Raw genomic sequence first — 15,650 nt, forward strand, 5'->3', positions numbered from 1 at the left:
TTATACCAGGTCTCCTCCAACTGTTTTTGCAATAACAATTGGAGCAATTTTTATCGCTCCAAAGGTAGTGAATAATCTCCCCAGTTCTTTTATTGTCGCTCCGCTGTCAAATATGTCATCCACAAGCAAAATGCTCTTTCCTTCTAAAACGCCAGGATTGTTAAATGAAAATGCTCCGCTAACATTTTCAGATTTTAGATAACCATTTTCAAAAACCTTTTGCTCTTTTGTTTGCCTTGTCTTTAGCAGGTCATGGGTTATTGGAAATTGTAAAACGTTTGAAAGTTTTGTAGCAAAGTTTTTTACAAGGTCGCCTGATAAAGTTGATGGGACATAGGCCATGTAATCGAATTTTTCCTGGTCAAATTTTTTACGATAGGCCTTCAAACATAATTTAAGCAAAAAATCGGGGAAATCTTCTTTAGTTTCGTATTTGCTGCGATGTATTGCAGCACCAATATTTGAAAATCCATAGTAGCTCGCTGCTATTCCGTTCACAATATTTGAATCTTTTCCTTCAACTTGCAGGGTAGGGAAATAATCTTCTCTAAAATTTTGAAGTTTCTGCGTCCATTCTTCATTTGGTTTAAACGTAATTTTATTTAAGCCGGTATTGTCACAATTAGTAAAATTATGAGTTGTTGAATCTCCTAAGAAATCGCACAAAAACTTCATTCTTGATTGAGAAGTCTCTACGTATTGAATCATTTGCTCCAAATCAGCTTTTTTTGCGTTTCGTAATTCTTCAAACGCTTGGGTGTTTAGTGCAGGTGCATTTGTTATGTATTCAAATTTTTTATATCGTCCAACGATAATTTCTCTAATAATGCCTTGTTCAACAAGGTCAGATTTAATAACTCTAAATTGTGTCTGTTTCAGATTGGTTTTCATCATCAATTCTCTTTCACCCAATAGGTCATTTCGAATTGCATAGATTACCTTTTCATATTTTGCGATTGATGGTCTTCCTCCTTCAATAAAGGCCTCAGGAAGTTTCTTGTCCTCAGGATTATAAAATAGAATAATGTTAGAAAGTTTTCCATCTCTGCCTGCCCTGCCAATTTCCTGGTAATAATGAATTGGGCTTTGCGGAATTTGCGTGTGAATAATGAACCGAATATCTGGCTTGTCAATCCCCATACCCAGGGCATTGGTGGATATTACACATTTCCATTTATTACTCATTAATCCATTTTCAATAGAAATTCTCGAATCTGTATCCAGGCCAGCATGATACCCAATTGCAGAAAGTTTCAGATGTTCAAACCATTTTGAATAAATTTCAGTATCCACCCTTGTACCTGTATATAATATTCCGGTTCCTCCTAATCTATCTAAATTCTTTCCAAGCCAGATTAGTTTTTCATCCTCTGATGTGACTTTTACAACAAACAAATTGAAATTTTCCCGAAGTAAATTGCCTCTCAAAACTGAGATATTTCCACCAATTTGAGAAGCGATATCTGTTTCTACTTTTTTCGTTGCTGTTGCAGTTGTTGCTAAAACAGGCAGTCCGGTTGGCAGTAATTTAACAAGATTAATAATTCGTCTAAAAGCTGGCCTAAAGTCATGGCCCCAAACAGAAATACAATGAGCTTCGTCAACAACTACCATTGATAAATTCATCTGTCGTGTTGCTGCAATCCATTCACTATTCTCTTGTCTTTCAGGAGCTATATATAAAATCTTGACCTGGCCATTTTTTGAATCCTCAATTATTTGCGAGTTTTCTTCGGACGTCTGCTCACTGTTGATGCATTTTGCGGCAATTCCTAAACTGTTTAACTTTTTCACCTGGTCTCTCATTAATGCAATAAGAGGTGAAAAAATGACGGTTATTCCTTCAAATATTGTGGCGGGATATTGGAAACAAAGTGATTTGCCAAAACCGGTTTTCTCAATCAACAAAACTCTCTCGCCTTTTAAAATTCGGTCAATTGTTTCCCATTGATCATCAAAGAAATGGTCAAGACCAAATATTTGCTTTAGCTTATATTCTTGTTCTTGTCGTGTGGTCATAGCATTATTTTATAGTGTGTGGAAGTGCGTATCGTACTTTGGTGTTTTTTCTCCTTTTTAGCTATTCAATCCACTGCCTTTACATTCAATATCAATGGCTTATTAGACGGAATCATCTTCCTCTAGGTAACTTAAAAAATAGTATTGCGCTTTAACCTTGAAGATAATTTAACGGTTAATCCAGCCAGATACCCATGGTTATAGCGTTGCCTTCTCAAAAGGTTTTTCATTTTAAGGTGGGAATTAGGCAGGCAATGGATTGTGGATAACGGCCAGGGTTTTGCTGAATATGAAGATTTTAAGTGCCAAATGGCATACGAGATTTAACAGAAGAGCAAAGGAGACTCAGCGTGGTTGAATTTGGCACTGCAGCGTCGACCGAGTTCCCGGGACGCTAAAACTTTCTTGTTTAGTTACTTTAAATATAATTTGCGCTCTGCAACATTTTGTATTTACAGAAAGGAGCCAAATGATGTGTCCAACTTATTTCTCTCACCACTGGTGAGAGTTTTGGAAGGGTCTTATATTTTTCGAAAAACTGCTTCCGTCTGCGGGTATTGATATTAAAAATCATCATCTTCTTTTCGATAGCCTTCGTAATAATAGGATTGTTCTATGCCTTTAAAAATAATTTCCCGGTTATCAATTTCGTCGGTCAAATTAGCAGAAAGCAAAGTTCGTAGTTCCAGATCGTTAATTGGGCTGCGCTCCATGGCTTGCAGGTAAAGTGTTTTATCCACAAATTGCCAGTTCACTACTTTTTTCAAATTATTTTTTAGTATCAAATCCAGCCAAATACGCATTGTTCTGCCGTTTCCTTCCATAAATGGATGAGCGATATTCATTTCCACATATTTAGAAATAATTTCTTCAAATGTGTTTTCAGGCATTGACTCAATTTTTACCAAAATTTCATTCAAATACAAAGCCGTCGCAAACCTGAATCCGCCTTTCGAAATGTTTTGAGTGCGTATTTTTCCCGCAAAGTCATAAAGTCCTATGAACAGGTACTTGTGTATCTGCTGTAAGCCTTCCGTTGTTCCGGATTTTATCTTGTCGATGTCGCCGGATTCGAATAAACGGAAAGCATTTTCGAGGCTTATTTTGTCTATGTTTTTCATATCAGGATTAGAACCAAGATTTAGCCATAATTCGAGTAACCGTTTATGATGGGTGAGCTTTTACTACAAGTGCAGGCGCGGAGAACTGAATTTTCGGCTACCTAAAAGCTGTTTGCGAAGCACGGAACCCTGCCTATTGCAAATGTGCTGTTACTTGCTGTGCTTAATTTAGTCAATGTTGTTCAGTTTATTTTTTTAAGTACTCGTCCCATTCCTTTGGAGCTTCTTTTGTCGTTCCTACATGTTCCATAAAAATCCCTTCGTTGTATTTTTTGTCTTGCCAACAAATTTCAATTGTTTTTTTAATATTTCCTTTGGCTAATTGTATGCCTCTGGGTCTATAAATTCCGAAGGACCTTGGATTGTCAGGTTGCCCAAGTACCAAATAAAACATAAAATTGTTTATTAGGAACTCAACTACTTTTAGTTCATTATTTGCTGTCAAGGAACGAAAAGAAAGTGAATGATATTTTTGGATTTGTTTGTCATCTGGTATTTTAAAATACATCCCCCAATTGTCAGGAAATGGTTTGTCATTGAATAGAATGTCAACATATTCGTCTTTCAAAATACAATCTTTTTTCACTCCGTCACTATAAATTTGATTTGAGGCTATGAAAGCACAAGCTGTTTTAAGCATCCACTTTTCTAGGTTTTCTCCACAGAATACTGATAAATCATGTTTGGGATTTTCTGAATTGAAATCTTCATCAAACTGAACGATAATTCTATGAAGTCGTCCCATTTCAGCGTCAAATGGAGACAATAATTCATTATGAGTTGTACATAATATATTTGAAACTAAACTGCTTCTTGAAAGCAGGTTAAACGTTTCCTTCTCTTGCCAAGGTAATCCTACAATTTTTACTTTTTTATTTAGTTCAAAACCTTGCAATATATTGTTAGAAATAAAATGTTCTCCTGATATTTTTGTAGAACAGTTTCTTGTTATTTTAGCGTAACACTTATCGTGTGAATGGTCAGTAATAGTTTTCGTAGGTTTTAAAAGATTTGGTTTTTTATTCCACAGTTTTCCAGTCAAGCAACAAAACTTTGCTTTTTGTCCGCTGTCACACGGGCATGAGTCATACGGGTTAAATTGGGTCGTCATCGCATTGCAAGTAACTCATTAAATGCAAGATATTATAGGATTAATATGATGTTAATGGTAGATAATGAACCCCCTCACCCCCTCGACAACTCCTCCGACCTCTCCCGCGCCGCCAAAATCCCCCCAATCAAAGCCCCATCCAAATTTCCCGCTTCAAACTCTTTCAAAGCAGCTTCCGTCGTTCCTCCTTTTGAAGCAACTGCTTTGATCAACTCGTCCAAAGATTTGTCAGCTGTGTTAATTAAATGGAAAGAACCCAGCATCGTTTGTTTTACCAAAAGTGCGGCTACGGATTCTTCGAAACCCATTTTCTTTCCTGCTTCGATCATCGCTTTTACTACGTAGAAAAAGTAAGCTGGTCCGCTGCCGCTTAATGCGGTGACGGCGTTCAATTGTTCTTCTTCTTCCAAAAACACAGAGCGACCGGTCGCGTTGATCAGATTTTCGACTTTGCGAAGCTGCGTCATATCAACTTCCGGTGAAGCGGTATACGCTGTAATACCCATACCGAGCATGGCTGGTGTATTTGGCATGGCGCGGATCACAGCTTTATGATCCAGTACCGTCTGAATATTGGCAATGGTAACACCTGCCATAATGGAAAATACGACCTGTTTTGGCGTAATCACGGCGCGCAAAGATTCCTGAACCGAAGCGAAATCCTGTGGTTTGACGGATAAAATGATCAGATCATATTTTCCGATTTGTGGCCCTATGGAACCGGTAATTACGCCGGGCTGGAAGCTGCTGAGCTTTTCCATGCGGTCGTCACTTTTTTCAACCAGTAAAAAATCTTCTTTTTTGACAAGATCAAATTTCAGGAATGCGCGGGCGAAGGCAAGTCCCATGTTTCCGCAGCCAATGATTGCAATTTTCATTTTTATAAAAGTATTTGGTATTAAATTCAGGGTACAAAGAAAATTTGGGAAAAGATATACCGGAGAATCATCCCCGGATTATGCATTAGCCACGACGAATTACGCACCTTTTAGTTGAATATCATAGGGCTGTCGGCAATCAGCTTTCGGCTGTTTAGCATAGAAAGAGCGACTTTTTAGCCGACTGCCGATTGCCGACAGCCGATTTCGTAGTTTATCTTCTTACCTTCGGGTTCAAATTCGAAAAAGTTGTATTTAATAAAATAGAATCACAGGAAATTCTGCTAAAATAAATTCTTGTGGAGATATATTTTGAAAAATACGTATTATACATTTTTTTAGAGCGAGCAAGATTCATTGCTGCCAAATTATTATAGATTATTGTAATTCTCCAACTATGGCTATAAAAGTTGCTATTTCACATAAGACCAAGTACAAGTTTGATAGGAGTGTTGCATTGTCACCGCATGTTTTCAGATTACGTCCTGCGCCGCATTCCCGTACGGCCATCGAAGGATATTCATTTAAGATCACACCCGAAAACCATTTTATCAACTGGCAGCAGGACCCGTTTGGGAACTACCAGGCAAGGGTTGTGTTTCCGGAAAAAGCAACAGAGCTGAGTATTGAAGTCGAGGTAATTGCCAAATTGCAGGTAATCAATCCGTTTGACTTTTTTGTTGAAGAATATGCCGAACATTTCCCCTTTAAATACGAACAGGGCTTAAATAAGGAGCTTGGCCCATACCTGGAACCAAGAGAGTCAGGTCCAAAGCTGATGCAATGGATTGAAGAAAATAAACCTGCAAATGGCACTAAAATAGTTGATTTTCTTGTACATGTTAATCAGCGTGTTTTCAATTCCATTGGATATAATATCCGTATGGAAGTTGGTGTGCAGACTTGCGAAGATACACTGACGACCAGAAGTGGCTCATGCCGGGATTCTGCATGGATGCTTGTTCAGTTTTTAAGACATTTAGGAATTGCCGCAAGATTTGTTTCTGGTTACCTTGTTCAGCTTGCTTCTGATATCAAATCATTGGATGGTCCGTCTGGTCCGGAAGAAGATTTTACAGATTTGCATGCATGGGCTGAGGCTTATGTACCCGGTGCCGGCTGGATCGGACTGGATGCTACGTCCGGACTTTTAGCCGGTGAAGGCCATATTCCACTTTGCTGTACGCCTGATTATGCAAGCGCCGCGCCGGTTTCGGGAGCGACGGACAGGTGCGAGGTGACTTTTGAGTTTGATAACAGCGTTTTCCGTATCCACGAAGATCCGCGGGTAACGAAACCATATACCGAAGAGCAATGGAATAAAATCATGCAGGTTGGCCACGATGTGGAAAAAGATTTGCAGGAAGGCGATGTGCGGATGACGATGGGTGGAGAACCGACTTTCATTTCTATCGATGATTTTGAAGGTGCTGAATGGAATACCGCTGCGGACGGCCCTTTAAAAAGACAACTTGCTTATGATCTTGCATTACGATTGAAAAACCGTTTTGCACATGGCGGTCTGCTTCACTTCGGACAAGGAAAATGGTATCCGGGCGAATTATTTCCACGCTGGCAATATGCGCTTTATTGGAGAAACGACGGTTTGCCAATGTGGAAAAACGATGCGCTGGTAGCGAAAGAAGGTGAAACAAAATACACTTTCCGCGACGCTGAGATTTTCACAACCGAGCTGACGAAATATTTAGGAATCGATACCAATAATATCACGCCGGCATATGAAGATCCGGTTTATTGGGCGATGGAAGAAGGAAAATTGCCGGTTAATATTGATCCGTTACAGGTCAATCTCAAAGATTCCATTGAAAGAAGAACATTAGCCCAATTGCTGCAAAAAGGCCTGAACAATCCAACCGGATATGTTCTGCCTTTGAAATATAATGTAAAAGATGAAAACTGGTCGAGCTGCGCCTGGGAATTTCGTCGTAAAAATTGTTTCCTGATACCCGGAAATTCCGCGATCGGTTTCAGGCTTCCGCTCGATTCTTTGCCGGAAGTTGCAAAAGACAAAAGAGAGCAGCCGATTGAACGCAGTCCGTTTGAGGATCTGCCGCCGCTGGGAGATTATAAACATGTTGTGGAAGCGAGATACGGAACGGTTTCACCGGCTTATGTTGCGCCAGATAATAAGGTAATTGAAGATGAGGAAGCTGATAAGAAAGTAAAAGAAAAAGAAGCAGAACAAGCATTGCTTTTCGAAGTTCCAATCATCAAAACGGCGCTTTGCGTAGAAGAACGTGATGGAATTATTTATGTTTATCTGCCTCCAACAGATTATCTGGAACATTATCTGGATCTGATGGCGTCGATTGAAGCTACCGCTGAAAAATTGCAAATGCCGATCAGGATTGAAGGATATCCTTCACCTTCTGATCACCGTGTTCAGAAATTAATCGTTACACCAGATCCGGGTGTGATTGAAGTCAATATTCATCCGGCGAAAAACTGGACGGAGCTGGTGGATAACATCAGTGCATTGTATGAGGAAGCATTTTTCTCTCGTTTGGGTACGGATAAATTTATGGTTGACGGTCGCCATACCGGAACGGGCGGAGGAAATCACGTAACGATCGGTGGAGCAAAACCTGCTGATAGTCCGATTCTTCGCCGACCGGATTTGCTGAGAAGTTTGATAACTTATTGGCAGCATCATCCGGCACTGAGTTATTTATTTGCCGGTCCGTTTATTGGTCCGACAAGTCAGGCACCGCGTATTGATGAAGGTCGGGATGAAAAATTATATGAGGTTGAAATTGCATTTGAGCAGATTCCGGATGGTGAAGAAATTCCGTTCTGGATGGTTGATAGGATTTTCAGGAATTTGCTGGTAGATATTACCGGTAATACCCACCGCTCGGAATTCTGTATGGATAAATTATATTCTCCGGATTCTTCAACGGGCCGACTGGGGATTTTAGAATTCCGTGCTTTTGATATGCCGCCGCACAAACATATGAATTTAGTGCAAACCTTGCTCGTTCGTGCGCTGATTGCTAAATTCTGGAAACAACCGTACAAACATAAATTAATCCGTTGGGGTACCGAATTACACGACCGTTTCCTGTTGCCGCATTTTGCTTACATGGATATGGTTGATGTCGTGAACGATCTGAAAGACGCCGGTTATAACTTTGACATTTCCTGGTTTGATCCGTTTTTTGAATTCCGTTTTCCATTTTATGGGGGAATTACGGTTGATAATATTCAGCTTGAAATCCGCCTGGGAATTGAACCATGGCATGTTTTGGGAGAAGAACTCACAAATTCAGGAACTTCCCGTTTTGTAGATTCTTCTTTGGAAAGAGTTCAGGTAAAAGTGAGCGGGTTTATCGAAGGCCGCCATATTCTGGTATGTAACAGTTGCCGCGTTCCATTGAGAAGTTCAGGGATTAAAGGAGAATTTGTGGCCGGAATTCGTTACAAAGCATGGAATCCACCATCCGCATTACATCCAACGATCGGAGCGGATGCGCCATTGGTTTTTGATATTGTGGATACCTGGAATAACCGTATTTTGGGAGGCTGTACTTATTTCGTTTCGCATCCGGGTGGCCGCAGTTTTGATACGCATCCTGTGAACAGTTTCGAAGCGGAATCGAGGAAGATCAGTTTGTTCCAGGGTTTTGGACATACGCCATCTTTTGGTCAGGAAGTACCTATTGTGGACAAATCATCACCTGCCGTTTCCCGTTTTGTTGCAGAAACGAAGAAGGACCTAAGAAGTGATACGCCGGTTGAATTAATCGATCCGGAATATCCAAACACACTGGATTTGAGAAGATACTGGAAAGCGAAATAATTCGCGCCCTGTGATAAATTATTTAGTTGAATTATTATGCTTACTGAAGCTTCCGTGAATCTTTTACAAACCTATCGCAGCGGGTTAAATTCGTACGATGAAATTCTGGATGTAAAAGGTCGTGTGAAACCACACTGGCAAGCCCTTTTTGCCACGCTGGAAAAACTTGGTATTGATGAATTAAAAACGAGGAATCAGGAGATTATTGATAAACTGCGTGAAAACGGGGTTACCTATAATGTCTATGACGGCGTTGATGGACTAAACCGTCCGTGGCAACTGGATCCGATTCCTTTTTTGATTGAACAAAAAGAGTGGAATACCATAGCAAAAGGCTTGCAGCAAAGAGCCCTTTTGCTTGATTTGATACTTCGGGACATTTATGGTCCGAGAAATCTGGTCAGGGACGCGATTATTCCGGCGGAACTTGTTTTCGATAATGTAGGATTTTCACGTCCCTGTGCTGATTTGATACTTCCGGTACCTAATCAATTGGTGTTATACGCCGCCGATATGGCGCGTGGCCCGGACGGACAAATGTGGATCGTGGATAACCGCACCCAGGCTCCTTCCGGCTCCGGTTATACTTTGGAAAACCGTGTTGTGATGAGTAAGCTGCTTCCCGAGCTTGCCGATGGCATGTACGTGAGCAAATTATCACCGTTTTTTAACAACATCCAGAGTACCGTTTTAAGATTATCAGGAAAAACAAAAGAAGCACCGAATATTGTTTATCTGACGCCTGGCCCGAATAATGAATCCTATTTTGAACACGCTTATCTGGCGTCTTATCTGGGATATACTTTGGCGCAGGGAGACGATTTGCTCGTTCGCGACGGCTACGTCTGGCTGAAATCCATTGAAGGTTTGCAGCGTGTAGACGTTATCATCCGAAGAATTGACGACGAGTGGTGCGATCCACTTGAACTTCGTGAAGATTCTCGTTTAGGCGTTCCGGGCTTGCTTCATGCCATTCGTAAAGGAAATGTAAAAGTGCTGAATCCGCCGGGTACCAGCGTTTTGGAAAACCATGCGTTTCTGGCTTTTATGCATAACATTTGCCGGTACTTTTTAGGTGAAGATTTGATCATGCCGTCGGTCGCGACCTGGTGGTGCGGACAGCCGAAAGAGCTGAATTTTGTTCTAAATAATATTGACAAACTGATCATCAAAAAGGCAAACCGGAAATCGAAATTCCGGTCGGTTTATGGTCGTTTGCTTACGCCAAAAGATAAGGAAGACCTCAAAAAGGCGCTGATGCAGCGGCCTCACGAATATATTGCGCAGGAAGAAGTAAGTCTGAGTACAACGCCTTCGCTTGTTAATGGTTTGATTGAACCGCGTTATGCGGCCATCCGTGCGTTTCTTGTTTCAGATGAAAAAGGATACCATGTCATGCAGGGCGGATTGACGAGAAGCTCTCCGGTGAAAGACCGTTTTGTTATTTCCAACCAGTATGGCGGTTTATCAAAGGATACCTGGATTGTTTCTGATAAAACAGATCAGCCTCAGGAAAAAATAATTCTTCCGGTCACTCCATCGTATAAAAAACAGGTTTCAGTACCAAGCCGGAGCGCAGAAAATCTTTTCTGGGTAGGGCGTTATTGTGAGCGGACGATGGCGGTTACCAAGTTTATGAATATCGTGATCAATGTGCTTAACATTGACCGGAATTTTGGCGGCTCTTCCAAGCAGGAACATATTAAAATATTGCTTCAGTCACTCACACACTTGTCTTCAACTTATCCCGGATTTTTAGGCGACGAGAATCAGGAATTATTGCAAAAACCTTATATTGAAATTATTAAACTGGCTTCGGATGTTTACCGGCCAGGGACTATTGCTTCCAATGTTTCGTCGTTTCTTCACGCTGTCAGCGCAGTCAGAAATCAGTGGGATATTGAAATCTGGCGGATTGTTGATCTGATTGAAAACAGTTTTCATGAGATAAAAAATGCAGCAACGATGAACAGCAGCAATATCCAGAAAACGCTGGATAAGCTATACAACAGCATGCTGACTTTTCTGGGTGTGATGTCCGAAACGATGCCGCGGGACAATAGTTATTTGCTGCTTGATACCGGAAAAATCATTGAACGTATTCTTTCCAAAGTGAGTATTATTCAGTCTAATTTTGGCGTAAAAAATGAAGCAAATGTCGAAAATGAATTGATTGAAGCGACGTTGCTAAATCATCATTTACTGGTCAATTATCGCCAGATCTATAAGTCGCAGTTAAGTGTTGAAGCGATGTTAGATATGGTTTTGCTGGAAAAGACTTTGCCTTATTCAATTGTTTATTTACTTGATTCGCTCAAAGTAAATCTGGAATCTTTGCCGGGAACGTCCGGTGAAAGAATGAACGAGGCGCAAAAAGCCGTTTTGAAAGCATCAACACTAATAAAACTGGCGAGTGTTCAGGAGCTAAGTCAATATCATCCGGTGACTCTAGAAAGAGAAGAATTATTCAATCTGATGTCAGAAGTTTCCGGATTAATTTCGTCGGTATCCATGGCGCTGACGAATATGTATTTCAGCCATACAATCATGCAACATTCGTTTTTTAAACCGATAGAGAACGATGAAATATAAGCTGACCCATTTAACAGAATATCGTTACGTTGAGCCTGTAAGCACTTATCACAGTCTGGTATGCCTTACGCCAAGGACTTTGCCTAAACAGCTTTGTCAGGATTATACAATAGAAGTGACGCCAACACCGGCTGAAATTGAAGAGCGGGTTGATTATTATGGAAACACGACGCATTACTTTTCGCTGCATTCACCGCATAAAAAACTGACGGTGAAAACGACAAGTATCGTTGAGTGTCTGACAGAAACAACCGGTGCGCCCATCCGTTCGGATGTTACCTGCGCGGAAGCGCGGTCACGTTTTATGAATGATCGTTCGTTGAAAGTTTCCTTACTGGAATATTTGCTGCCGAGTCCGTTGATTAAATGGGATCCGGCCATTATCCATTTCGCCGAGGATTGCTTTCAGGATGATCGACCGCTGTACGAATGTGTTCATGCTTTGAGCAGGAAAATATTTACTGAATTTGATTTCGTTCCTGATTTTACAACGATCCATACGCCGATCAGAGAAGTACTGGCGGCGAAAAAAGGCGTTTGTCAGGATTTTTCACATCTGGCGATTGCCTGCATCCGGAGTTTTGGTTTTGCAGCGCGTTATGTGAGCGGATATCTGGAAACGCTGCCGCCTCCTGGCAAACAAAAATTGCAGGGGTCGGATGCTTCGCATGCGTGGATTTCGGTTTTCATTCCGGATTATGGCTGGTGCGATTTTGACCCGACAAATAATGTCGTTCCCGGTGAGCGTCACATTATTACGGCCTGGGGAAGAGATTACAGCGACGTGCCGCCGTTGAAAGGAATTATTTTCAGTTCAGGCAAACATACATTATCCGTTGAGGTGGATGTAATTCCTATGTATTAAGACTTAAAATTGTAATATATCTTTACTTTTCTGATAATGGTTGTTTAAACAATTTGAGAATTGACCTTGTTTCTCTAATTTTACCACATCATTTTCGAAACCAGTATTGATAACCTTATTTTGATGAAAGCAGGCGTTACAGAATTTTACCCTCTTTGGACAAATTTGCCTGGTAACATCCCGGTGGGGAACCACGGAACATTAAATAATCATAAAATTACGGATGAAAGAAATAGCATTTAGAGATGCCATTCGCGACGCCATGTCGGAAGAGATGCGCCGGGATCAAAGTGTATTCCTGATGGGCGAGGAAGTTGCAGAATATAATGGCGCCTATAAAGCCAGTCAGGGAATGCTTGATGAATTTGGACCGGAACGTGTGATTGATACACCGATCGCCGAATTGGGTTTTGCAGGAATTGGGGTTGGAGCTGCCGGAAACGGTCTTCGTCCGATCATTGAATTTATGACATTCAACTTTTCGCTGGTTGCGATCGATCAGATCATCAACAGCGCAGCGAAAATTCTTTCTATGTCTGCCGGACAATACGGTGCTCCTATCGTATTCCGCGGACCAACTGGAAATGCAGGTCAATTGGGTGCTCAGCACTCTCAAAACTTTGAAAACTGGTTCGCTAATACGCCAGGTTTGAAAGTGGTTGTGCCTTCAAATCCATACGATGCTAAAGGGCTTTTGAAATCTGCCATTCGTGATAACAACCCGGTGATCTTTATGGAATCGGAAGTTATGTACGGTGACAAAATGATGGTTCCTGAGGAAGAATACCTTATTCCGATTGGAAAAGCAGATGTGAAACGCCAGGGAAAAGATGTTACCATTGTTTCTTTTGGTAAAATGATCCCACGCGTGGTGATGCCGGCGATTATTCAATTGGAAAAAGAAGGAATTGACGTTGAATTGATCGATTTGAGAACCGTTAAACCAATCGATTACGCTACGGTTATTGAGTCTGTTAAGAAAACAAACCGTTGTGTTGTGGTTGAAGAAGCATGGCCACTGGCATCTATCTCCACTGAAATTGCTTACCATATCCAGCGTCATGCTTTTGATTATATGGATGCACCGGTGATCCGCGTTACCAACCGCGATGTGCCGCTTCCGTATGCGCCAACGCTGATTGAAGAAATTTTACCAAGTGTAAAACGTGTTGTTGAAGCAGTAAAAAGCGTTTTGTACAAATAAAATAATACAAAAATAACAAAGCCATTTCCCGCCGCAGGTTGTGGCTTTGTTATTTAAAATGTGAGTGCCTTGTCTTGCCAGTACTTCCCTCTTTGAGTAAAATCAGGTCAGCAGGGAGCTTTTTCCGGAATTTATTGTTAAAAAGGAAGTTGATTATTTTTGTTTTTTACAGGACCTTAATACGGATTCAAATCAATTAAGACTATGCAAGAAGAAAGGACGAGATATTCCGAGGAAGAATTAAAGGAGTTTGAGGTATTGATTCGCGGCAAATTGGAAGGTACACTCGAAGAACTTAACTATATTAAGGGAGGTTTGAGTAAAAAAAATGATAGCGGTACAGATAACACAGCAAGCACAGCCAAGTCAATTGAAGACGGTGCGGATGCGAGCGAACGTGAAAATCTTACACAATTAGCTGCCAGATTACAGAAATATTCTATTCAGCTTGAAAATGCTCTTGTTCGTATTAAAAACGGAACTTACGGTGTTTGTATAGATTCCGGAAAACTGATCCCAAAAGAAAGGCTACGCATTGTACCTCACACGCAGCAAACGATTGAAGCAAAATTGAAACGGGTAAACTAATAATTTCATCTGAAAAAACTTTACTCCGTTACTATACAAAAAATTAAAGGCAGGCTTACTTTTTAGTAAGCTTGCCTTTTTGCATTTATCATTTCCTGGATTATTCTTCGGCACCTAAAACTTCCCGAAACACATTTAACAATCCTTCCGAAGGCTCCTGGCCTTTATTTTTACTTTTAAAATATTCCTGAAAAAGACTTTCCATACTCAATGTAAGATCGATGGTTGAAGCGCTGCCTTCTTCTGTAATTTTTTTGATCTGGGGAATAATTTGAACCAGACCGGAATGTGCTTCATTCAAGCGTTTTTTGTCGGCAGCTTCCAGATAGTTATCCGAAACGATTGTGAGTTCAACTAAATCTTTGGAATGCTCGTGGAGCCAGATTATGGCTTCATCAATGGAATCAAACTTTCCACGACGCAGTTTCTTACCCTTTGTCAGTTCAATAGCGCGGTAATTATTTAATTTCCCAGCTTCTGCGTCAAGGATAATGACATACTTTGTTTGATTAGCTTCCGAAAAGCTATATGCCAGCGGACTGCTCGAATAAATGGATGGGGCCGGAATTTTGTCTACACGGTGATATCGGTGCAAGTGACCGAGTGCGATATAATGGATTTGTTCTGGGAAATTTTCTGTATAAATCGCCTGCGCACCACCGATATGTAAAATTGGTCGCTCCTCATCCGGTTCTTCTTCCGGCGCCGGATCGCCTTTTTTCATGACATACAAATGCGTTACCAGCAGATTGAAACCATTGTTATCCAGATATTTGTCAGCCAGTTCCTGCCAGTGTTTTTGCAAATGTGTCCGTAAATTTTCTTCCGATTCTTCCAGACCTAAAAATGTTTTCAAACGCTGTTCATTTGCATAAGGCGTATGTAAAACACGAAGCGGAACGGCTGAATTTGGGAGTTTGATTTCAATAAAACCCTTATCTGATTTCGTAACTTCAAGTCCGGCTTGCGTGCGGAAAGGCTTTATTTCTGCATTCGGAAAACCAACAAAAATAATCCCGCAAACTTTTGCCAAAGCATCAGGCACTTCTATCCTTTCGGGAGAATCATGATTTCCAGCAATAGCAATCACAGCGCGACTTCCATTTGCTGACAGACAATGAAGTGTACGATACAACAATTCTGTGGCCTCAGATGACGGATTGAAATTATCAAACAAATCACCGGCTACAACGACGGCATCAACCGCTTCGCGATCCGCAATTTCACAGATTTCGTCTAAAACCAGCCTTTGCTCTTCCATTCTGGAAAAGTTGTCAAGTTTTTTTCCAATATGCCAGTCTGCGGTGTGGAGAATTTTCATTTTTGGGTAATTATTTTAGCGAAATTAATACTTTGGATGGTATTAGCGGATATTTCTGAAATCTGGATTATATTATTGGATGGATTGTTTTGTTACATTAGGGCAAACTTCTCGTATAGAAAATATTACCT

Annotated in this window: 10 protein-coding genes; 5 read left to right on the forward strand and 5 right to left on the reverse strand. The window is 40.9% G+C overall.

What is annotated here, in order from left to right:
- From L0657_RS15120 to proC, 4 genes are all read right to left on the reverse strand, one after another.
- Positions 1-2,019, reverse strand: a complete 2,019-nt coding sequence (locus L0657_RS15120) for a RecQ family ATP-dependent DNA helicase (protein ID WP_235151635.1) — start codon at positions 2,017-2,019, stop codon at positions 1-3.
- A 563-nt stretch (positions 2,020-2,582) separates the two neighbouring features.
- On the reverse strand, positions 2,583-3,140 hold the full coding sequence (gene fic, locus L0657_RS15125; protein WP_235151636.1) for a protein adenylyltransferase Fic: 558 nt from the start codon (positions 3,138-3,140) through the stop codon (positions 2,583-2,585).
- A gap of 187 nt (positions 3,141-3,327) precedes the next feature.
- Positions 3,328-4,182, reverse strand: a complete 855-nt coding sequence (locus tag L0657_RS15130; protein ID WP_235151637.1) for a hypothetical protein — start codon at positions 4,180-4,182, stop codon at positions 3,328-3,330.
- Between the two features lie 143 nt (positions 4,183-4,325).
- The gene (proC, locus tag L0657_RS15135; RefSeq protein ID WP_235151638.1) at positions 4,326-5,129 is read right to left on the reverse strand and encodes a pyrroline-5-carboxylate reductase; all 804 of its coding nucleotides are present in this window, start codon (positions 5,127-5,129) and stop codon (positions 4,326-4,328) included.
- 397 nt (positions 5,130-5,526) lie between these two features.
- Between proC and L0657_RS15140 the strand changes: the two genes are divergently transcribed.
- The 5 genes from L0657_RS15140 to L0657_RS15160 all read left to right on the forward strand — a co-directional run bounded on the left by L0657_RS15140 (position 5,527) and on the right by L0657_RS15160 (position 14,198).
- Complete coding sequence (locus L0657_RS15140) at positions 5,527-8,949, forward strand: DUF2126 domain-containing protein (RefSeq protein WP_235151639.1); 3,423 nt, start codon at positions 5,527-5,529, stop codon at positions 8,947-8,949.
- Positions 8,950-8,985: 36 nt separating this feature from the next.
- Positions 8,986-11,541, forward strand: a complete 2,556-nt coding sequence (locus L0657_RS15145) for a circularly permuted type 2 ATP-grasp protein (protein WP_235151640.1) — start codon at positions 8,986-8,988, stop codon at positions 11,539-11,541.
- A complete protein-coding gene (locus L0657_RS15150; protein ID WP_235151641.1) occupies positions 11,531-12,406 on the forward strand; it encodes a transglutaminase family protein in 876 nt (291 codons plus the stop codon). The genes L0657_RS15145 and L0657_RS15150 overlap by 11 nt, the downstream gene beginning before the upstream one ends.
- Positions 12,407-12,629: 223 nt before the next feature.
- Positions 12,630-13,610 (forward strand): pyruvate dehydrogenase complex E1 component subunit beta, encoded by a 981-nt coding sequence (locus tag L0657_RS15155; protein ID WP_234648228.1) that lies wholly within the window; start codon positions 12,630-12,632, stop codon positions 13,608-13,610.
- A 204-nt stretch (positions 13,611-13,814) separates the two neighbouring features.
- On the forward strand, positions 13,815-14,198 hold the full coding sequence (locus L0657_RS15160) for a TraR/DksA C4-type zinc finger protein (RefSeq protein WP_234648227.1): 384 nt from the start codon (positions 13,815-13,817) through the stop codon (positions 14,196-14,198).
- A gap of 100 nt (positions 14,199-14,298) precedes the next feature.
- On the opposite strand, the gene L0657_RS15165 is transcribed toward L0657_RS15160, so the two are convergent.
- The gene (locus tag L0657_RS15165; protein WP_235151642.1) at positions 14,299-15,519 is read right to left on the reverse strand and encodes an exonuclease subunit SbcD; all 1,221 of its coding nucleotides are present in this window, start codon (positions 15,517-15,519) and stop codon (positions 14,299-14,301) included.
- Positions 15,520-15,650: the final 131 nt, after the last annotated feature.

Source organism: Dyadobacter sp. CY345, assembly GCF_021502725.1.
GTDB lineage: Bacteria > Bacteroidota > Bacteroidia > Cytophagales > Spirosomataceae > Dyadobacter.